At 62.1% G+C, this 19,317-nt stretch carries 18 protein-coding genes and 1 pseudogene; 7 read left to right on the forward strand and 12 right to left on the reverse strand.

Translation table 11 applies throughout. The annotated features are described in order from the left end of the window. Positions 1–64: 64 nt before the first annotated feature. The 6 genes from QC826_RS07965 to QC826_RS07990 form a co-directional block, all read right to left on the reverse strand. On the reverse strand, positions 65–1,777 hold the full coding sequence (locus QC826_RS07965; protein ID WP_279765102.1) for a methyl-accepting chemotaxis protein: 1,713 nt from the start codon (positions 1,775–1,777) through the stop codon (positions 65–67). 230 nt (positions 1,778–2,007) lie between these two features. Further along, positions 2,008–3,144 (reverse strand): ABC transporter ATP-binding protein, encoded by a 1,137-nt coding sequence (locus QC826_RS07970; protein ID WP_093389547.1) that lies wholly within the window; start codon positions 3,142–3,144, stop codon positions 2,008–2,010. A gap of 120 nt (positions 3,145–3,264) precedes the next feature. After that, positions 3,265–4,143 (reverse strand): carbohydrate ABC transporter permease, encoded by an 879-nt coding sequence (locus QC826_RS07975; protein WP_093389548.1) that lies wholly within the window; start codon positions 4,141–4,143, stop codon positions 3,265–3,267. Continuing rightward, positions 4,133–5,086: a carbohydrate ABC transporter permease gene (locus QC826_RS07980; RefSeq protein ID WP_279765103.1), complete on the reverse strand. Its 954-nt coding sequence runs from the start codon at positions 5,084–5,086 to the stop codon at positions 4,133–4,135. The genes QC826_RS07975 and QC826_RS07980 overlap by 11 nt, the downstream gene beginning before the upstream one ends. A gap of 184 nt (positions 5,087–5,270) precedes the next feature. After that, the gene (locus QC826_RS07985) at positions 5,271–6,527 is read right to left on the reverse strand and encodes an ABC transporter substrate-binding protein (protein ID WP_093389550.1); all 1,257 of its coding nucleotides are present in this window, start codon (positions 6,525–6,527) and stop codon (positions 5,271–5,273) included. Positions 6,528–6,685: 158 nt separating this feature from the next. Further along, positions 6,686–7,954 carry a carbohydrate porin gene (locus QC826_RS07990; protein WP_279765104.1) on the reverse strand — a complete coding sequence of 423 codons (1,269 nt, stop codon included), beginning with the start codon at positions 7,952–7,954 and terminating at the stop codon, positions 6,686–6,688. Between the two features lie 527 nt (positions 7,955–8,481). Here QC826_RS07990 and QC826_RS07995 point away from each other — a divergent pair. From QC826_RS07995 to QC826_RS08010, 4 genes and pseudogenes are all read left to right on the forward strand, one after another. Continuing rightward, complete coding sequence (locus QC826_RS07995) at positions 8,482–9,729, forward strand: ABC transporter substrate-binding protein (RefSeq protein ID WP_279765105.1); 1,248 nt, start codon at positions 8,482–8,484, stop codon at positions 9,727–9,729. 28 nt (positions 9,730–9,757) lie between these two features. After that, positions 9,758–10,474 (forward strand): response regulator, encoded by a 717-nt coding sequence (locus QC826_RS08000; protein ID WP_099416305.1) that lies wholly within the window; start codon positions 9,758–9,760, stop codon positions 10,472–10,474. Continuing rightward, a pseudogene (locus QC826_RS08005) lies at positions 10,467–11,964 on the forward strand (ATP-binding protein). The gene QC826_RS08000 and the pseudogene QC826_RS08005 overlap by 8 nt, the downstream one beginning before the upstream one ends. Before the next feature lie 45 nt (positions 11,965–12,009). Next, complete coding sequence (locus tag QC826_RS08010; RefSeq protein WP_279765106.1) at positions 12,010–13,122, forward strand: hypothetical protein; 1,113 nt, start codon at positions 12,010–12,012, stop codon at positions 13,120–13,122. Positions 13,123–13,402: 280 nt separating this feature from the next. Here QC826_RS08010 and QC826_RS08015 read toward each other — a convergent pair whose 3' ends face one another. From QC826_RS08015 to QC826_RS08025, 3 genes are all read right to left on the reverse strand, one after another. Beyond that, complete coding sequence (locus QC826_RS08015) at positions 13,403–13,966, reverse strand: hypothetical protein (RefSeq protein WP_279765109.1); 564 nt, start codon at positions 13,964–13,966, stop codon at positions 13,403–13,405. An 82-nt stretch (positions 13,967–14,048) separates the two neighbouring features. Next, positions 14,049–14,234, reverse strand: a complete 186-nt coding sequence (locus QC826_RS08020; protein WP_279765110.1) for a hypothetical protein — start codon at positions 14,232–14,234, stop codon at positions 14,049–14,051. A gap of 248 nt (positions 14,235–14,482) precedes the next feature. Beyond that, the gene (locus QC826_RS08025; RefSeq protein ID WP_279765111.1) at positions 14,483–15,223 is read right to left on the reverse strand and encodes a hypothetical protein; all 741 of its coding nucleotides are present in this window, start codon (positions 15,221–15,223) and stop codon (positions 14,483–14,485) included. A 501-nt stretch (positions 15,224–15,724) separates the two neighbouring features. Here QC826_RS08025 and QC826_RS08030 point away from each other — a divergent pair. The 3 genes from QC826_RS08030 to QC826_RS08040 all read left to right on the forward strand — a co-directional run bounded on the left by QC826_RS08030 (position 15,725) and on the right by QC826_RS08040 (position 17,946). Then, the gene (locus QC826_RS08030; RefSeq protein WP_279765112.1) at positions 15,725–16,618 is read left to right on the forward strand and encodes a DUF5677 domain-containing protein; all 894 of its coding nucleotides are present in this window, start codon (positions 15,725–15,727) and stop codon (positions 16,616–16,618) included. A gap of 219 nt (positions 16,619–16,837) precedes the next feature. After that, complete coding sequence (locus QC826_RS08035; protein ID WP_279765114.1) at positions 16,838–17,182, forward strand: hypothetical protein; 345 nt, start codon at positions 16,838–16,840, stop codon at positions 17,180–17,182. Continuing rightward, positions 17,146–17,946: a hypothetical protein gene (locus QC826_RS08040; RefSeq protein WP_279765116.1), complete on the forward strand. Its 801-nt coding sequence runs from the start codon at positions 17,146–17,148 to the stop codon at positions 17,944–17,946. The genes QC826_RS08035 and QC826_RS08040 overlap by 37 nt, the downstream gene beginning before the upstream one ends. Positions 17,947–18,012: 66 nt before the next feature. Here the strand turns inward: QC826_RS08040 and QC826_RS08045 are convergent, their stop codons facing one another. The 3 genes from QC826_RS08045 to QC826_RS08055 all read right to left on the reverse strand — a co-directional run bounded on the left by QC826_RS08045 (position 18,013) and on the right by QC826_RS08055 (position 19,289). Next, positions 18,013–18,825, reverse strand: a complete 813-nt coding sequence (locus QC826_RS08045) for a hypothetical protein (protein ID WP_279765120.1) — start codon at positions 18,823–18,825, stop codon at positions 18,013–18,015. After that, entirely contained in the window at positions 18,822–18,974 is a 153-nt protein-coding gene (locus QC826_RS08050; RefSeq protein WP_279765122.1) for a hypothetical protein, read from the reverse strand. Before QC826_RS08050 ends, QC826_RS08045 begins: the two co-directional genes overlap by 4 nt. 72 nt (positions 18,975–19,046) lie before the next feature. Then, on the reverse strand, positions 19,047–19,289 hold the full coding sequence (locus QC826_RS08055) for a hypothetical protein (protein WP_144259038.1): 243 nt from the start codon (positions 19,287–19,289) through the stop codon (positions 19,047–19,049). Positions 19,290–19,317 lie beyond the last annotated feature (28 nt).

Raw genomic sequence — 19,317 nt, forward strand, 5'->3', positions numbered from 1 at the left:
GGGGTGGGGGCGCCAGCGCCTGCGCCTCAGGCTGCGCTGGCGCTGGGCCTGATCCGGCTTTTGTCTAGTCGATATAGGCCAGCGGCGGGCGTGGCCGCGCCGGCTTGGCCGGCGCCTTGGCGCGCGCCAGCGGCGCCCGCCGCGTCGGCGCGGATGCCCGCGCCGAACCCTGCGGCGCTCCAGCCGGCAAGCCCGCCGACAATCCCGCTGGCCCGCCCGCGCCCGGCTGGCCGTCGCCCAGCTTGAAGATGCTGACCGCCTGGGCCAGCAGCAGGGCCTGCTCCTGCATGCTCTCGGCGGCGGCCGCCGCCTGTTCCACCAGCGCCGCGTTCTGCTGCGTCATCTCGTCCATCTGGCCGATGGCGCGGTTGACCTCCTCGATGCCGACGCTCTGCTCGCGGCTGGCGGCGGTGATGTCCTGCATGAAATCGGCCACCTGCCGCACCGAGGTGACGATCGCCGTCATGGTCTGCCCGGCCGAGTCGACCAGCCGGCTGCCGGTGTCGATCTGCGCCACCGAGTGGCCGATCAACTCCTTGATCTCCTTGGCCGCGCTGGCGCTGCGCTGGGCCAGGTTGCGCACCTCGCCGGCGACGACGGCGAAGCCACGGCCCTGCTCGCCGGCACGGGCCGCCTCCACCGCCGCGTTGAGCGCCAGAATATTCGTCTGGAAGGCGATGCCGTCGATGACGCCGATGATGTCGACGATCTTGTACGAGCTCTGCTTGATCGAGCCCATGGTGCCGACCACCTCGGCGACGATCTGGCCGCCCTCGGCGGCCACGCTGGACGCCGTGGCGGCCAGCTGGGTGGCCTGCTGGGCGTGCTCGGCGTTCTGCTTGACGGTGCCGGTCAGCTCCTCCATCGAGCTGGCGGTCTGCTCCAGCGCGCTGGCCTGCGCCTCGGTGCGCGAGGACAGGTCGGCGTTGCCGCTGGCGATCTCGCGCGAGGCGACGGTGATGGTCTCCGTGCCGTTGCGCACCGCGCCGACGGTCTTGACCAGGCTGTCGTTCATCTCGTGCAGGGCGGCCAGCAGCTGGCCCGTTTCGTCGTTGGAGGGCGAGTCGATGTTCAGCGTCAGGTCGCCGGCGGCGACGCGGCGCGCCAGGCCCAGCGCCTCGTGCAGCGGCGCGGTGATGCTGCGGCTCAGGCGCCAGGCCACCAGCAGCGCCAGCGACATGGCCAGCGCGCAGATCAGCATCATCACGCCGTTGGCGCGCCGGCTCTCGCTGTCGAACTCGGCCAGGCTGTTCTGGATCTCGCGGTTCTGCAGGCCGGCCAGGCGGTCGATGGCGGCCAGCCACTTGTCCTGCAGCGGCGCCACCTGGCCGGTCAGCACCTTGAGCGCCTGGCCGGCGTTGAAGCCGGCCACGTACTCCTCGGCCTCCTTCATGAAGGGCAGGCTGGCCTTGTCGTAGCCCTGCATCTCGGCGACGATGGTCTGCTCCTCGGGGTTCAGGCGCACCGCCTCCAGCTTGGCCAGGTTGTCGCGGTAGCGCTTTTGCTCGGCGACGATGTTGGCCATCTCCTTCTGCATCTGGTTGAGGTCGGTGGTGGCGCCGATGTTGCGCGCCGCCAGGCCCTGGCGGAACAGGTTTTGCCGCATCGCCGCCACCTGGGCCGACTTGGCGTTGCTGCGCTCGACCGAGCGGGTCAGGTTGTCGCGGGTCTGCCGCGTGGCCAGGGTGCCGACGGCGGTGATGCCGGCCATCAGCACCAGCATCAGGCCGAAGCCGAGCATCAGGCGATAGCCGATCTTGATGTTGTTGAGCTTCATTTTCTGTCTCCATAGTGCCGGACTGTCGCCGGCTTCTTGTTGTGAAATGATGTTCGGGGGTGGCGGATGGCGCGCGGAAGCTAGGATGTGGCAAGCCGCAATGCGGCTGGATCGGGGTGGGGGCGCTCCACTGGGGCAGCGGCGCCAATCCAGGGTCAGACCCTCAGGGTCTGACCCTCGCTCTCGGCCCGTGGCCGGGCTGGCCGAAAACGAGCGGGGGAAGGATTTACTTACACGCTCAGGTCGACGCGCTGTTCCGTGGCGGGATCGAAGAACACCGCCTTCGACAGGTCGAAGGCCAGTTTGACGTCGTGGCCGGGCAGGGCGCCGGCGCGCGGGTGGGTGCGGCAGGTGGCGCGGATGCCGTTGAACCAGGCGAACACCAGGGTGTCCGGGCCGGTCGGCTCGGTCATCTCGACCACGCAGTCGACCTCGGTCGGGTGGTAGCGGCCCTCGGCCGAGGCGCGCCGGGCGCTCTCGGCGTCGGTGACGTGCTCGGGGCGGATGCCGAGGATGATGTCGCGGTTCTGGTGCTGCTTGAGCACGCTGTTGTCGCCCGGCACCGGCAGCAGGGTGGTCACGCCGCCGTGCTCGAGCGCGAAGGCGGCGCCGTCGCCCTGCGGCACGAGCTTGCCGCGCAGGAAGTTCATCGACGGCGAGCCGATGAAGCCGGCCACGTACAGGTTGTCCGGCTTGTCGTAGATGTCCTGCGGGCTGCCGTACTGCTGCACCACGCCGTCGCGCATCACGGCGATGCGGTCGCCCAGGGTCATCGCCTCGATCTGGTCGTGGGTGACGTAGACGATGGTGGCGCCGAGGCGCTGGTGCAGCAGCTTGATCTCGGCGCGCATCTCGACGCGCAGCTTGGCGTCCAGGTTCGACAGCGGCTCGTCGAACAGGAACAGCGAGGGGTCGCGGGCGATGGCGCGGCCCATGGCGACGCGCTGGCGCTGGCCGCCCGACAGCATGGCCGGCTTGCGGTCGAGCAGGTGGGTCATCTGCAGCGTTTCGGCGACCCGGTTGACGATCTTGTCCTGCTCGTCCTTGGGCACCTTGCGGATGCCCAGGCCGAAGGAAATGTTCTCGCGCACCGTCATGGTCGGGTACAGGGCGTAGGACTGGAACACCATGGCAATGTCGCGCGACTTGGGCGGGATGTTGTTGACGACCCGGTCGCCGATCATGATCTCGCCCTCGGAGATGGTCTCCAGGCCGGCGATCATGTTGAGCAGGGTCGACTTGCCGCAACCCGAGCCGCCCACCAGGATGATGAACTGGCCGTCCTCGATGTCCAGGTTGATGCCCTTCAGAATTTCCGCGCCGTTCGGGTACACCTTGCGCACATTACGAATAGTTAAACTTGCCATGCTATTGTCTCCTGACAGTGCCGGCCGCCTGGCCGGACTGGATATGAATTTGGTATGGATCGGCCGGCGCGCGGGAGGGTCAGACCCTAGGGTCTGACCCTGGGCGGGCCGGCCTATGAATCAGCCCTTGACGGCGCCGGCGGTCAGGCCGCGCACGAAGTATTTGCCCGCCACCATGTACAACACCAGGGTCGGCAGCGCGGCGATGATCGCGGCGGCCATGTTGACGTTGTACTCGGTCACCCCGGTCGAGGTGTTGACCAGGTTGTTCAGCGCCACCGTCACCGGCTGCGCGTCCGAGCCGCCGAACACCACGCCGAACAGGAAGTCGTTCCAGATCTGGGTGAACTGCCAGATGAAGCAGACCATGAAGATGGGCAGCGACAGCGGGAAGATGATGCGGCGGTAGATGGTGAAGAAGCCGGCGCCGTCGATGCGGGCGGCGTTGACCAACTCCTCCGGCACCGAGACGTAGTAGTTGCGGAAGAACAGGGTGGTGAAGGCCACGCCGTAGATGATGTGGACCACCACCAGGCCGCTGGTGGTGTTGGCCAGCTCGGCCATGCCGAGCAGGCGCGCCATCGGCAGGATCACCACCTGGAAGGGGATGAAGCAACCGACCATCAGCGCGGTGAACACCACGTTGGAACCGCGGAAGCGCCAGTGCGCCAGCACGTAGCCGTTGAGCGAGCCGATCAGGCTCGACAGCAGCACCGCCGGGATCACCATCTTCACCGAGTTCCAGAAGTAGGGCTGCAGGCCCTCGCAGCGCACGCCGGTGCAGGCGGTGGCCCAGGCCTTGCCCCAGGCGGCGGTGGTCGGCTGCAGCGGGAAGTCGAGCAGGTTGCCCTCGCGGATCTGGTCCAGCGTTTTCAGCGAGGTGGTCACCATCACGTACAGCGGCGCCAGGTAGTACAGGGCCACCAGCACCAGCAGGGTGTAGATGGCGAAGCGGCCCGGCGTCAGGCGGCTGCCCTCGGCGTTGATATTAGCGTCCATTGCGGGCTCCTTTGGTTTCCATATACATCAGCGGCACGAGGACGGCCAGAACGGTGGCCAGCATCATCATCGCCGAGGCGGCGCCCAGGCCGAGCTGGCCACGGGTGAAGGAGAACTGGTACATGAAGATCGCCGGCACGTCCGACGAGTTGCCGGGGCCGCCGGCGGTCAGCGCCATCACCAGGTCGAAGCTCTTGATGGCGATGTGGGCCAGCACGAGTAACACGCTAAAAAAGACCGGACGCAGGGAGGGGATCACGATGCGGCGGTAAATCGTCGGCAGGCTGGCGCCATCGACCATGGCGGCCTTGATGATGGCGTCGTCGACGCCGCGCAAGCCGGCCAGGAACAGGGCCATGACGAAGCCGGAGGACTGCCACACGCCGGCGATGACGACGGTGTAGATCGCCATGTCGGAGTTGACCAGCCAGTCGAAGCTGAAGTTGGGGAAGCCCCAGTCGTGCACCATCTTCTCCAGGCCGAGGCCGGGGTTGAGGATCCACTTCCAGGCGGCGCCGGTGACGATGAACGACAGCGCCATCGGGTACAGGTAGATGGCGCGCAGCGCGCCCTCGTGGCGGATGCGCTGGTCGAGCAGGATCGCCATGGAAAGGCCGATCACCAGGCAGACCAGGATGAACAGGCCGCCGAAGATGCCCAGGTTGCTGGTCGAGGTCCACCAGCGGTCGATCTCGAACAGGGTGGTGTACTGGCCGAAGCCGGCGAACTCGAAGTTCGGCATCATGCGCGATTCGGTCAGCGACAGCCAGGCGGTCAGGCCGATGAAGCCGTAGACGAAGACCAGCGAGGCGATGATGGTGGGCGAGAGCACCAGGCGCGGCAGCCAGGTGTCGGCCAGGGCAGCGAGGCGGCTGCCGGAGGCCGGGGCGCGCGCCGCTGCGGAGGGCAGCGGGCGGGCCGTGGAAACGGGTGTGGCGGACATGCAGATTCTCCAGAACTAGGGCAGAAGGACAAGGCGCGCGCCAAATCGCCGACGCGCGCCCTTTCCTGCCGCGCGCCGGCCCGGGTGGGTCGGCGCGCCTTGACAGCTTTACTACTTGCCGGCGTGGCGCGCTCGCGCGGCCACCAGCTTGCTTGTGGTTTTACTTTTTCGCTTACTTGTTCGCTTACTTGGTTTTGGCGGCCTTGGCCAGCGCTTGCACGGCGGCCTGCGGCGTCATGGCCGAGTTCATGAACTTGGCGACCACGTCCTGGATCGCGCCGGCCTTGGCCGAGTCGATCGCCATGCCGTGGGCCATGCTCGGCTCCAGACCGCCGGCCTTGCTGGCGGCGGCCATGTCGTCCATCGAACGGGTGGCGCAGGCGTCGAACTTGGCGCGCGAAACGCCGGCGCGGACCGGGATCGAACCCTTGTTCAGGTTGAACACTTCCTGGAACTCGGGGCTCATGACGGCGCTGGCCAGGCTCAGCTGGGCCTTCTGCTCGTCGGCGTTCTTGACCTTGAACATGGCCAGCGAGTCGATGTTGAAGGTGAAGGCCTTCTCGGTGCCGGGTGCCGGCAGGCACAGGAAGTCCTTGCCTGCGACCTTGCCGGCGGCGGTGAACTCGCCCTTGGCCCAGTCGCCCATGAACTGCATGCCGGCCTTGCCGTTGATGACCATGGCGGTGGCCAGGTTCCAGTCGCGGCCGGCGGCGTCCTTGTCGATGTAGGTCTTGATCTTGGCCAGCGTCTCGAAGGACTTGAGCATTTGCGGGCCGGTCAGCGCGGCCTGGTCCAGCTTGACCAGGGCCTTGTCGTAGAACGCGGCGCCGCCGGTGCCCAGCACGACGGACTCGAACACCGTGGTGTCCTGCCATGGCTGGCCGCCGTGGGCGACGGCGATCAGGCCGGCCTTCTTGATTTTTTCGGCGGCGACGAAGAACTCGTCCATGTTGGTCGGCGCCTTGGCGCCGGCCTTGGCCAGCACCTCGGGGTTGACCCACAGCCAGTTGACGCGGTGCACGTTGACCGGCACGGCGACGTAGTGGCCCTTGTATTTCATCACGTTCGATACCACGGACGGCAGCAGGCTGTCCCACTTGCCTTCGGTGGCGGCGGCGTCGATGTTGGCCAGCACGCCTTCTTGACCCCATTCCTGGATCGATGGGCCCTTGATCTGCGCGGCGGTCGGCGCGCTGCCGGCGATGACGCGGGCTTTCAGCGCGGTGGTGGCGTTCTCGCCAGCGCCGCCGGCGACGGCGAAGTCCTTCCACGCCACGCCCTTGGCTTCCATCATTTTCTTCAGCTCGGCGATCGACTTGGCTTCGCCGCCCGAGGTCCAGTAGTGCAGCACTTCAACCTGGGCTGCGGCGTGCACGGCCGGGGTGGCGGCGACAACGGTGGCGAGCGCCAAGGCGGCTTGGACGAAAGGTTTCAATTTCATGGTATCGGTCTTCCTAGATTGGATGATTGTAGCGCCGTGGTACGGCGCTGCTATGTCCCCCTGCGCGTGGCGCAAGGGGATGCTGCGAACCCGGCAGCCGCCCCGCGCGGATACGGCGGGGCGGGCGGCGGGACTAGCTATTGGGTCTTAGCCGCGGATTACCACCAGGCTTCCAGTTGGATGCCGGCCGAGGCGCCGCTGGTGTTGCTGCCGTACACAGGCCCCTGGTTGTTGAACGCGTTCACAGCCTTGGTGGCGGCGTCGTTCCATTTGCCGTAGCTGACGAACAGGCGCAGTTCGGGACGCGACCAGTAGTCCTCGCCGACGGTGATGGTCGGGGCGATGGTCAGCTTGGTCAGGCGCATGGTGTCCGGGCTGGTGTCCTTTTTCAGACGGGTCACGCCCAGCTCGGCCTGCAGCTTGAAGTTCTGCGCGAAGGCGTAGACAGGGCGGGCGCCGACGGTGGTCCAGGTCTGCGTGCCGTCCCGGTCGCTCTTGTCGCGCTGGTACAGGCCGACGAACTCCATGCTGAACTGGCGGGTAGGCTGGATCACCAGGTCGTCGAACACGCGCACGCGGGTGTAGTCGGAGCCGAGCAGGGTGCTGCCCGAAGGGCCGATACGCGCGCAGCAAGGACCGTTGATGCCGGTGCCGGGGCCGACGCCGTATTGCACGCCGACGGTGTTGGAGCCGCCGAACACCTTGGCCTGGCGGTGGAACAGCGAGACCTGCCAGCCGTTGTGGGTCTTGTCGCCGTCGTCCTTGCTGCTGGCGGTGATGATCGACAAGGCGCCGTCCAGGGTGCCGTTCTCGTTGACCGGCAGGCCTTCGTAGACCAGGTTCTGGCGCACCGCCGAAGCGGAGGTGATCTTGCCGGTGACGGTGTTGACGTTGTTCAGGTCGTTATCCTTGAAGATAGCGTAGCTGAACTTGCCGGCGCCCAGCGGCAGGCCGTCGACACCGGCGCCGGTGCCGTTCATGTTGATGTACTGCAGATCGAGCATGTGGATGTCGGGACGGTAGTAGTGGCGCTTACCGGCCCAGACGATGCCGCCGTTCATGAACGGCAGGTTTTTCGCTTCGACGTAGGCCTTGGCGATGCTGGTCTTGGCGTCGCCGAAGTCCGAGCTGTTCTTGTAGGCGTCGACCCAGACGGTGCCGACGAAGCTGGCGCCGTTGGCCGACTTGGCGAACTCCTTGGTGTAGCCGAATTCGGTGAAGCTGTCGCACTCGTTGCCCAAACGGTAGGACATCGTGATGCCGCCCAGGCCGAAGCAGCTTTGCGGGCCTTTTTCCGAGCTGGAACCGGCGCCGGCGCGGACATAGCCGTGGAAGCCTTCGGTTTCGTGGTCGCCGGCGTAGGCGGCGCCGCAAGCGAGCGCCAGAGCCAGTGCGGCGGGCAGGGTTTTGAGGACGGTACGATTCATTACGATTGTCTCCTTCTGGTTTTAAGAGTGCGGCCCCGGACACGACGCTAAAGATCCCGTGTAGTCTCAAGTCCTTGCCGACGTGCTAGCCACACTTGCTGGTGGTGTTTCTTGTAGTAATTTGCTACGGCCAGCAGACAGTAACATTGCACCAAATGTGATACCAGTGAGCACCGCTAAAGTGTGGCTAAAAGCATTAAGTGTTTGATTTTGTTGTGAAATGACACTTTCCACCGGACCGGACCGCTTACATAACTTTACAATCGGTCGGCCGCGTTTTTCCCCGTCCCCACTCTGCGGCGGGGCCGCTCGCGGACCAGCTTGCAATCTGCCAGCCTGCAACATTTCGCAACAAAAGCACACGCTTCCTTGCAAAATGGTTTACATGCTTACCAACGTTCCGCGAATGACATAATGTATAGTCTCGGCGGTATGGCGCGGCCGCGTGTGGCAGCAACAGCGGGCGCCGACATCGACAACAACAACAGGCCAGCCCAACGAGGCGGCCGTCGTAGGAGTGAGGAGACATGGGATATTTCCTGCGCCGCTTGCTGGCGCTGGCCTGCCTGGCCGCGTGCGGCGCCGGCCAAGCCGAGGGGCTGCAAGTGCTGCACTGGTGGAAGTCTGCCAGCGAGCGCAAGGCGGTCGACCTGATCGCCGCCAAGCTCAACGAGGAGAACATCGGCTGGCGCGACAGCATGATCCCCAACGGGTCCGGCGTCGGCGCCGGCATCGTGCTGCGCAGCCGCATGCTGGCCAAGGACGCCCCCGAGGTGGCCCAGGTCAACGGCATCGTCATCCGCGACTGGGCCCGGCTCGACCTGCTGCTCGACCTCGACGTGGTGGCCGCCGCCGGCAAGTGGGACAAGCTGCTGCTGCCCACCGTGGCGGCGGCGATCCAGTCCGACGGCCATGTCTACGCCGCGCCGCTCGGCGTGCACCGCATCAACACCCTGTTCTACAACCGCAAGCTGTTCACCCAGTACAAGCTGGCGCCGCCGTCCACCTGGGCCGAGTTCGAGCACGCCGCCGGCGTGCTGCAACAGGCCGGCGTGGTGCCGCTGGCGCAGAGCAGCGAGCCGTGGCAGGTGGCCACCCTGTTCGAGACGCTGGTGCTGGCCGAGGGCGCCGACTTCTACCGCGCCCTGTTCCAGCGGCGCGACGCCGGCGCCTACCAGGACGCCCGCCTGACCGCCGCGCTGGGCCGCCTGCGCCACCTGAAGCGGTGGATGAACCAGCCGGTGCCCGAGCGCACCTGGGACGACACCACGCGCCAGCTGGCCGACGGCGAGGCCGGCATGCTGGTGATGGGCGACTGGGCCAAGGGCGAGCTCAACGCGCGCGGCCTGGCCACCGACGAGGGCTTCGGCTGCGCCTACGTGCCCGGCACCGCCGCCTACCACCTGTACAACATCGACACGCTGAGCATGCTGGCCACGCGCGAGTCGCACCGCTCGGCGCAGGAGCGGCTGGCCGCCATCATCATGGCGCCGGCGATCCAGAACGAGTACAACCAGATCAAGGGCTCGATCCCGGTGCTGCGCAACCCGCAGCTGGCGAAAATGGACAGCTGCGCGCGCGCTTCGTTTAAACTGTTCTCCAGCGGCCCCCAGGCGCAGATCCCCAGCCTGGTGCACCGCATGGCCACCGACGAGCTGGTGCGCGACGCCATGGTGGCCGAGGTGCACCGGTTCTTCCTCGACGACAACGTCAAGGTGGCCGACACCCAGCGCCGCCTGGGCACCATCGCGCGCACCTTCAGCAAGACCCAATAGGCAAGACCCAATAGAACAGAACGGAACCATGCGTAAAATCCTGATCGTTGACGACGACCAAAAGACCCGGACCCTGCTCAAGACCTATCTGGAGAAAAACCAGTACGACGTCGGCCTGGCGCACAACGGCGAGGCCTTCCTGGCCGAGTTCAACCGCTACGCCGACGAGCTGTCGCTGGTGATCCTCGACGTCATGCTGCCCGACACCGACGGCTTCGCCCTGTGCAAGACGGTGCGGCGCCGCTCCAACGTGCCCATCATCATGCTCACCGCCAGCTCCGACGAGACCGACCGCATCGTCGGCCTCGAGCTGGGCGCCGACGACTACATCTCCAAGCCCTACAGCCCGCGCGAGCTGCTGGCGCGCATCAAGGCGATCCACCGCCGCACCGGCATGGACAACGCCGCCGTCGCCGCGCCGCGCTTCTACCGCTTCGTCGGCTTCACGCTCGACACGGTCGAGCGCACCGTCACCGGGCCGACCGGCGAGCTGGTGCCGCTCACCGGGCTCGACTTCCAGCTGCTGCGCTACTTCGTCGAGCACGCCGGCGACATCCTCGACCGCAGCGTGCTGTGCGAGGAGACCCGCGGCCGCGACGCCGGCCCGATGGACCGCTTCCTCGACGTGCAGATCAGCCGCCTGCGCCTGCGCCTGAACGACGCCGGCAAGAAGCCGCTGCTGATCAAGACCGTGCGCGGCGCCGGCTACGTGTTCTCGGCCGACGTCAGCGTCAGCAATGTCTAGCCTGCGGCCGGGGCGCTGGCTGGCGCGGGTGCTGCCGTCCTCGCTGCTGGGCCGGCTGTCGGTGGTGATGGTGGCCGGCGTCATGCTGACCCAGCTGGCCGGCAACTTCATCTGGGCCACCCAGCGCCGCGCCGAGGCCGAGGTCGAGGCCAGCACGGCGTCGCAGCACCTGGCGCACAGCGCCGCCAGCGCGGTGCGCTTCTTCCTCAGCCTGCCGCCCAACTACCGGCCGCTGATCATCCAGCAGTTCCGCGAGATGGGCGGCACCCGCTTCCTGGTCAACATCAACCGCGCCCCGGTCGACGTGGTGCCGATCGGCCGGCAGGCGCTGGCCGACATCGCCCTCAAGCAAGTGCGCGCCACCTTGAAGGAGAAGCCTGCCCAACGTGTCGAACGTGCGCATCGCCTTCGTCTGGCCGGACAAGCTGGCCGTCGGCGACGACGGCGCCACCATCAACGACCTGCCCGACAGCTGGGTGCAGCACATCGTGCTGACCAAGCCGACCGCCGCGCCCATCCTGCTGATCCAGGCCGAGATGGACCCCGGCCACTGGCTCTACCTGGCCACGCTGATGCCCAACCCCTATTTCCTCGACAGCGGCAACCCGCTGACGCGCGACCGCCTGCTGCTGCAGGCGCTGTCGCTGGCGGCCGTGCTGGTGCTGTCGATCCTGGTGGTGCGCTGGACCACGCGGCCGCTGGCGGCGCTGTCCGAGGCGGCCACCGCCTTCGGCAACGGCGAGCACATGCCGGCGCTGCCGGAGACCGGCAGCCGCGAGTTCGTCAAGACGGCGCGCGCCTTCGGCGCCATGCGCGAACGCATCCAGCGCTACATCGAGGACCGCGAGCGCCTGTTCGTCTCCATCTCGCACGATTTGCGCACGCCGATCATGCGCCTCAAGCTGCGCGCCGAGCTGCTCGACGACGACCAGCTGCGCAACGAGTTCCACGAGGATCTGGACGAGCTCGACATGATGGTCAAGGGCGCCCTGCAGACGGTGAAGGACAGCGACATCCACGAGAATCCGACCGAGATCCGCCTCGACGCCTTGCTCGGCCGCATGGTGCGCGACGCCCAACTGGCCGGCCACGAGGTGTCCTTCGCCGACTCCGGCCTGAGCGTGGCGGCCAAGCCGCTGGCGCTCAAGCGCGCCATCGGCAACCTGCTCAACAACGCCATGCACTACGGCAAGCAGGTGGAGATCGCCGTGCGTCCGCAGGGCAGCAACATCGAGATCGAAATCCGCGACCACGGCCCGGGCGTGCCGGAGAGCGCGTTCAAGAATTTGTTCGAGCCGTACGTGCGGCTCGAGCACGGCCGCCGGCAGAACAGCAGCGGCATGGGGCTGGGGCTGGGCATCGCGCGCGGCATCGTCCAGGCCCACGGCGGCGAGCTGCTGCTGGACAACCACCCGGACGGCGGCTTCCGCGCCATCATCGTGCTGCCCGGCGCCGCCTTCACGCCGCTGGCGGCTGCCGCCCCGGTGTAGGGTGCAGCTTGCCAGAGTTCATTCCAATCTGAACCACTCAACCAAATGCCAAAAATTCATACGCTCAACAGCCGGGGCAACTTTATGCTTCCATCCATGCGTTCCCACTTCAGTTGGTCAGATGATCGTACTTTTAGGGAAGTGCAGCAGTTTCATGACGATTGCCTCGGTATCCTGAAAGCCAAGGGGGTCAACTATGACGATTTGCGCACCGCCCTTACCCCTCAGACCAACAAGCACGAGGCTGCATTCTTGTTCGATGAGAAACGTTGCGATCCGAAGCGAATCCCCGGGGTCGATGCTGCCGATGCTTTGTTCAAACTACTGCCTCCGAAGACAACTCATAGTATCCTCGGCGGCGAGCTGATTGACGACCAAGATCGGTTCGCCCGTGTACTTTTGGATGAGGTAGCGGTTATCGCTCGAGACCTCAACTTTGAGCATCCATGCTTTTGCTATGTCCTTTACGTCAACAATCTCTCTGACAAAGCGCGGGCTGAAATCCATGAGGGCCTGAAAGACCACCCGGGTTATCTTGGCTATGTGCCTTGTACCTATGCCAGCCTAGCCAAGACGTTTGTGTCCATGCATTTGGTCAACCTAGCCATAAAGCACAAGAACATGGTAATCCTTGGACATGAGGACGACCGTCCCAATAATGACAATGTCAACCTGCATCTTCATGACTACGCAGCACTGGGATTGAAGATCAGGAGCGTCCAAGATATGTATTTTGGAGCTTTTCTATCTTACAAGCCAGAGCACATGCTATTGGGGGAGTCGGACGATGACCTAGAGATAGCCCTCCGAGCCATGTCTAAGGAGGTTGTATCGCTGAGCGACTGCAACGTACTCATCGAGGAAAGCAAGTTCCAGTACCTGACCTCGGAGAAGCTAGGTAAACTTGAATTGGCTGGCGTAGCTGGGATCACAAAAAATGAGTTGGAAGAGGCCATACGTTCAAAGCTCAGGTCCAACTACCTTTACAGTCTTGATTGGCGGGATTTCCCTGCAACTGAAGAGTCTGCAAGCTACCACGGAAGTTTTTTTAATATCCTGTTGGAGTTCTCCCGAAGGGTCGGCGATCCTGAACGAGTCACGGTAGGCCTTGAGTACATACCAGCTATAAGGCTTGTTCGGGTAATCACAATGACCTAGGATAACTTTGAGGAAATCGTGTTAATTATGCAACGCCGCTCCCATTGCACCGAGGGCAAGTGCTCCCGGAAGGATATGCAGAGATAGTGTTGGACGCCTTCACTCGGAAAGATTCATTGGTAACTACAAGCTTTTTTCGCTCAATCTTCACAATAATAAATTCTCCTGGACTCCCGGGAACCGGGAAAGCCTCTTCAACTGCACTCGAATTGCTAGAGTAAAAGTCCTGGGCTGCATTTTTTAAAAGTTCATTTTTCATCTTTGAAAACCTCTTTTTAAGTTAAATTCGATTAATCTGATCGCGAGACATGCGTTGCATTTCCAGCTTTTTGTAGAATGCCATAGCTGCTGCATTCTCCCGGACGAGGGCTGGACCGTCTTTTCCAAGGCCGGGTATTATGTTGCATCTTAATAATTGCTCGTAGTGAAACATAAACGCATCGCGGAAGGTGCGTAAAATTACTTTTTCGTCGATCATGCCTCCTTCGCAACACAGTGCAACAAGTTCTAAAGTGTTAACCGTTTTTACCGCATGCTGAGCATTGGGGGCCGTGGGGTCGATCATAGACAACGTTGCCATATGATCCCATAATGGAAGCAGCAATTGGCGCTGAGATAATAGTTTTTGATTTTCGTGCACTCGATGAGCAACGTAGATTGCGCCGGCTGCGGCAAGTCCGGACAGAATTGAGCCAAAGGCTGCGATAAAATCTTGAATTTCTTTAAGCGATGAAGATTCGGCAGTGCTAGCCGGACACTTGAACGTAGTTTCGGACTTGTTATCTTGGGCTTGCGCATATGAGGCGAGAATGGATATTAACGCCAGAATTAAAATTCTTCTCATCCTTCCCTCTCTTATTTTGTAAATAAATGTACTTTAGCGCATTTTTTGAGAAGCGAACCGGTGCGAACCGGTCCGCGTTCCACTAGGTCACAGGAGTCCGATTTGATGCAGTACCAAGATCATTCCCGTTATTGCGGTAATAATCTTGGCAACATCGATCGTCCAGCTCACCTTTGCTGCTGATCGTTTGGCTTTTGGCATTTTGCGTTAGCTCATGCTTGGCACCGAACGAGGCCTCGTCCAGCGCCAGGTTAATGGGGCCGAACATTTGTATCGCGCCTTGCCGGGCGCTAGCCGGTGCAGCTGCAGCTGCGTTGGCACTGTCAGTGTTGTGGTTACAACACACGTAGGTAACGATATTGACAGTTCGGCCCAGCGGGTTCGATTATCTGGCATCCGCCAGGTTCTACAGCCTCATCACCTTCAGCACTTGCGAGGTGCCGACATGGCTTGCGACCATGTTCTGTTGGCCCGCGCATCGAGTGGTGCGAGGGAACTTCTTCAATCGGTGAGCATCTATTCTGGCGCCCTTAGCACTTCGCCGTCGTCGAATGCAATAGACAGAGGTGTAAATTTCCCTGTCATTGAACTATTTTCACGGTTCGCAATTTTTTCGATGTTCCCATTGGAAAATTGATTGGTTCGCCAGCCGCTGCCAGTGTCGGTCATGATGGTCGCTCCGGCCTTGATAGGCTGATCGAAATCTACATGCAATTCGCCGACTGGATCGCCGGTAGCATCTACGAAACTGACTATGCCCTTTATTTGTTTTATCTTCTTCTGGGACTTGTTTTCCAAAGCGTAGGAAATCATTAATAATTCGTTGTATCGGCCGAGGTCGTAATTTTTTGATAGTACGTGCTTGTTCAGCACGGAAATCGTGACCATTGCCTCAATGCGTGCAGAAATTGCTTTTCGTTCAGCTTCTATTTTTGCCTTTAGGGCGAGTGCTTCGTCAGCCTTTTTTTTCTCGGTAACCTCAGCGGCTTTCACCTTTTCTTTCCAGGCGTGGGCATCCTTCATCACCTCGCCGACGGTGCGTCCAACTGGCGATTGAACGTCGGCGCCGAACGCTTTGCCGATCCGGTTCGCGGTAAGATAAGCGACGAGTAATTTACGATCATCCTCCGACATGCTCTTAAACTTATCGCCTTGCTCAGCCATCTGCTGTAGTGGTTCCGGACCCAAAATGATGTCATTCGGAGAGGAGCAGGCAGTTAGTACGACCACAATCGCGGTCAGAATATGTTTTTTCATGATCATTCAGGAACGGAGGTATTCCTGATTATATGAAAAATTGACAACTGGAAATCTATCCAATTATTGCAGTTGCATCTAATCTGAGTGCCGTTGTCGGTAGTCGTTCGGCAAGTTTAGCACCAGCGCCGGCGCTGCCGCACAGGGTGAGATTGCTCCCCGCTCATGGCAAACATGGTCCAGACGACCCAAATAGTATGAGAATAGAGACTCGGGGACACTCCATCGCCAGATCGGGCTGGCGTTCGAGCAGGAAGTTCTCCGCGCACCTCCACTTAGCGACCTGATCGATGTTTTTCGCACAAATGCGCATCATCGCTCCGCATCGCCAAAGGTACCTGCGAACAAGGCCTAGGAAAGAAGTGCACTCTGCCGGGGTAGAATGAAATGTCATCGTGGGTGGGTTCGCCTACGCGGAATTTGCGCTTCCAGTTAGCGCCCCGTTAAAATCGCCGGGGTGTTCGCTGTAGGCTTCCTACACCTCGGGGACAAGGAGATAGAGTGCGGGCATCAAACTACGAACAGACCTACTCGGAACTGCTGACAGTTTTCTACGAGCTCGTGCAATCACGGACGGGAGAGGAAATCACTCCCGGCGATGGGTGGCGGGCAGACGCACAGTCACTGTGCCGCAAACTCTTCCGCCACCTGATTTCGATGAAGTCGCTATGCGAAATTCGGGCGGATAAGCCTCCTGGCTCGCTCCCGATCCATTATGTCGACCATTCATCGGTCCAAGTGGTTACGAGGGCGGCAATGGAGACGTTCCTCGTCTACTTCTACGTTTTCGGCGAAAACGATTTGCAGAGGTCGAAATTCCGCCACAGCACTTGGTATCTCGGCGGACTGCTGGACCGCCAGAAACTTAAGGCGTCGTCATCAGAATTTGATGAGCGGCTGGCCTACGACAGGCTGGAAATAGTCCGTCTGCGCGAGGAAATTGAAGCCAGCCAGCACTTCGCGGCATATTCGAAGAAGTGGCAACGTCAGCTTTTGAAGGGTGACTGGAAGGTTGGGACTAGCTGGAGTGAGATCGCCGTTTCGGCCGGTTTCCATAAGACCAATTTTGACAACATGTATAGCCATTCGTGCGGATACAGTCACTCGAGTTACATTAGTGCGATGCAAGGCGCGCAGGCGCGAGACCTCGCTGCCCAATGCATGCTCGCTAACGCCAATCTCGGTTTCGGCATCCAGATCATGACGCACTTCCTGAAGAACTACGCCAGAAACGTCAGCTCGGCAAAGGAAGTCCTCGCATCGGACGCCGAAGCGCGGAGACTCATCGACAAGTGGCATTTTGATTGGCAGGTTTGGGAAGGGCTATACAATCCAATGCCGGTAACCAAAGATCGTGCTGACTCGCTTGGCATGACGCTGCGCTGGACGCAATAGGGACGTTCAGACGAGTCATAACTCTGCTCTTAGTTCTCCAAACGGCTGTCTGCAACCAACCCGAATTCCGGAATAGGATGGCCATAGAAGGCTAGACGTGAAAACGGGATATGCCGAAACATCGATTGGCGACGGCGCAGAAGGATGAGGGGCTTGCCTTGTCGCCAAAGGCCGTGTGAAACTCCACTCGACCACCCCATCATCAACAGGATTCTCGCCATGCAGACACTTGTGGACGCACCGGTCCTCTCCGTGCCCGACTCGCCTATCACTATCGCCGCATGCGAGTTGGCGGACGCGAAGGCCAATCTGGATGCGCTGAGTCGCACGGCCGGCGGCCGCCGTCTGGCGCGCCAGATCGTGCAGTCGAAGGAAGGGGGGAACGCCATCTCACCGTTCGGCTTCGCGGGTTCGCTGTTGCCGTTCTTTTCCACGCAACGAAGTAAATGCGAACGCGGGCCTAGATACAAGGGCTGGTGCCGACAGGTATGGTGCTCGGGGAGAGTTGGCGATGGCATCCCGACAATTTGGATGACGCGACCCAACAAAAAGTCGTACGAATAGCGTTCGACCGGTTTGCCCAGTCCAGCGGCGATCACGCCGTAATGGATTGCGCCCAGTATGGCTTTATCAGGCCACTTGGACTCGTCCTGGCACACGAGGGGAAAAACCGGGTGGCGCTGTTCAGGGTGCTCGACCTGCCATACATCCCTGCCGTCGTCCAAGAAGAGGGGTATCCCTCGCCCGACCGGATGCGGATCTTCGAGATCGGCGGCGAGGTTTTTGCCGTGCTCGACGACCGTTATGTGGAACTGCTCCATACGGTCGAACTTGGCAGGCAATTGCTTGCCGCCTACGGCGTGCCGTTTGATTCGGCATGGCCAGGCGAGTATCCCGCGCTCGATCGCGTGCGCGACGCGTTTATCGAACAACGGCTCGTGGATTCAATCGGGACGCCCACAGTTGATCTGGCTCGGCTGGCTTTGGAGGAGGCGGTGGACAAGACCGAGGTCACGGTCGCGTTGGCCGACGTGGCCGACATCCGTTGGCCTCGGCCGAAGAGTTTGCTTATCGTCGCTGGACTGGCGCCTGTTCTGATGGCCGCGATGGGGTTTGCGAAATCTTATTCCACGTTGCTTAACATCCTGTCTTTTCTGCTCGGCGGGATTTTCATGATGTTCTCTCTCCCGTTCGTCGACGCGGTGGGGTGCCGGGTCGAGGCTCTTCGGGAAAGGGTGCGCTGGCACCACAAGCACGAGGTTAGGCGTGAATTGGAGCTCCAGCAAAGAAGGCACCGGGTTGCATCGAGCTGCGCGGCCGACCAATGAGTGAGCAAGTGGCTGTCGTATCGGCCGGTGCGTTGCCGCGAGTGTCCACAGCGCAGCGCTTCGTCTTCAATTTTTCGTGCCCGGCGCGTTTGGCGCAGGCTCGGGCGCCAGCCCGTGGCGGTCCACCTGTGGGGCCATCGCCGGCGAATAGTGGATCGTCAGGTTTTCCTTGGACATATAGGTCGGCGCCGCGTTGTCGGAGCCTTTGCGTCCGGTGTCGAGCATGAGCCGGTCGTGGATCACCGCCTGGTTGGTCGCGTTGTCCAGCTGGGCCAGGTAGTAGGTGGTCGTCATCTGAATCGCTCCGTTGTATATGCCGTGCAGCTCGTCCGTCTCACCTACCTGGCGCCCGTCCTTTTCGAGCGAGGCGATCAGCTGGAGCAGTTCGCGTTCGCGCTGCTGCAGCGGATGGACCAGGCGCTGGATGACCCAATCCTTCGCGTCGGGGGAGAGTGAGAACTGTGCGTCGCGCTCGATGACGGCCTGCAGCTTGGGCTTCTCGAAGTCGACCGAGTTGTCGTAGATGTAGACGGCGTCCGCAACCTCGGCCGCGCGCGGCAGCAGTGCGAGTGTGCGTTCATAGCGCTCGCGCACCTTGTCGGGCGCGACGTAGTGCCCCGTGGTAGTGCCCGTTTCGTACCGCAGCGTCACCCGGGCCACGTTCTTCTCCGGATCGTCGGTGGTGATGAAGATCAGGAACAGGCGGTAGTCCTGTTTCTTGAGCATCAGCATTTCATTGATCCGCGACGGATGCGACATGACCGTTTCAAAGGCGAACGGCAGCCTGCTCGCAGTTGCCTCTGCGCGGATGCGCATGGCGGCGCTTTGCGCGGCCTCATCCCTGGCGTGCTGGTCCGGGAAGGTGCCCTGCAGGCTCACTTGGCCACCTGATCGGGGTTGATGAAGTAGGCTGGGAGTGGATAGACACCCCTGACCGTAGCCAGGCCTGTCTGCCTGATTTCATCGATCAGCGTGGTCTTTCCGGACCCGTTCGGGCCGGCAAACACCGCGACGTGGAGATCGAGCACATCGCTTATTATTTCGTTCGACATATGAAAAAACGCGGTCGATGCCGCGTTTTTAAGTTGAGGAATGGAGAACTATTTCGCGCTGGCCAGACGCTTGCCGGCGAAGCTGGCTAGGTCGAACGTGGTGGCCTTGGCCGCATCGCGTTTGGGGCCGTTGCCCATGGCGCGCAACTTGACCTCGGCAAGCGTCTTGTCCAAGTTGCCGGTGATAGCATCGTCCCATTCCTGAACGGTCGCGCCGAGGAACGGGGCATCGCCCCTCAATACCGTCGGGGAGCTGAATCTGAGTGTGCGGTTACGGACTTTGAGTGTCATGATGGTATCCCTTCAACTCTCTTACACA

Source organism: Rugamonas sp. DEMB1, assembly GCF_029834475.1.
GTDB lineage: Bacteria > Pseudomonadota > Gammaproteobacteria > Burkholderiales > Burkholderiaceae_D > Rugamonas > Rugamonas rubra.

Coding starts and splice junctions, on each gene's coding strand:
- QC826_RS07965 (WP_279765102.1), bottom strand. CDS start 1,777: ATGAAGCTCAACAACATCAAGATCGGCTATCGCCTGATGCTCGGCTTC.
- QC826_RS07970 (WP_093389547.1), bottom strand. CDS start 3,144: ATGGCAAGTTTAACTATTCGTAATGTGCGCAAGGTGTACCCGAACGGC.
- QC826_RS07975 (WP_093389548.1), bottom strand. CDS start 4,143: ATGGACGCTAATATCAACGCCGAGGGCAGCCGCCTGACGCCGGGCCGC.
- QC826_RS07980 (WP_279765103.1), bottom strand. CDS start 5,086: ATGTCCGCCACACCCGTTTCCACGGCCCGCCCGCTGCCCTCCGCAGCG.
- QC826_RS07985 (WP_093389550.1), bottom strand. CDS start 6,527: ATGAAATTGAAACCTTTCGTCCAAGCCGCCTTGGCGCTCGCCACCGTT.
- QC826_RS07990 (WP_279765104.1), bottom strand. CDS start 7,954: ATGAATCGTACCGTCCTCAAAACCCTGCCCGCCGCACTGGCTCTGGCG.
- QC826_RS07995 (WP_279765105.1), top strand. CDS start 8,482: ATGGGATATTTCCTGCGCCGCTTGCTGGCGCTGGCCTGCCTGGCCGCG.
- QC826_RS08000 (WP_099416305.1), top strand. CDS start 9,758: ATGCGTAAAATCCTGATCGTTGACGACGACCAAAAGACCCGGACCCTG.
- QC826_RS08010 (WP_279765106.1), top strand. CDS start 12,010: ATGCCAAAAATTCATACGCTCAACAGCCGGGGCAACTTTATGCTTCCA.
- QC826_RS08015 (WP_279765109.1), bottom strand. CDS start 13,966: ATGAGAAGAATTTTAATTCTGGCGTTAATATCCATTCTCGCCTCATAT.
- QC826_RS08020 (WP_279765110.1), bottom strand. CDS start 14,234: ATGTTCGGCCCCATTAACCTGGCGCTGGACGAGGCCTCGTTCGGTGCC.
- QC826_RS08025 (WP_279765111.1), bottom strand. CDS start 15,223: ATGAAAAAACATATTCTGACCGCGATTGTGGTCGTACTAACTGCCTGC.
- QC826_RS08035 (WP_279765114.1), top strand. CDS start 16,838: ATGCAGACACTTGTGGACGCACCGGTCCTCTCCGTGCCCGACTCGCCT.
- QC826_RS08055 (WP_144259038.1), bottom strand. CDS start 19,289: ATGACACTCAAAGTCCGTAACCGCACACTCAGATTCAGCTCCCCGACG.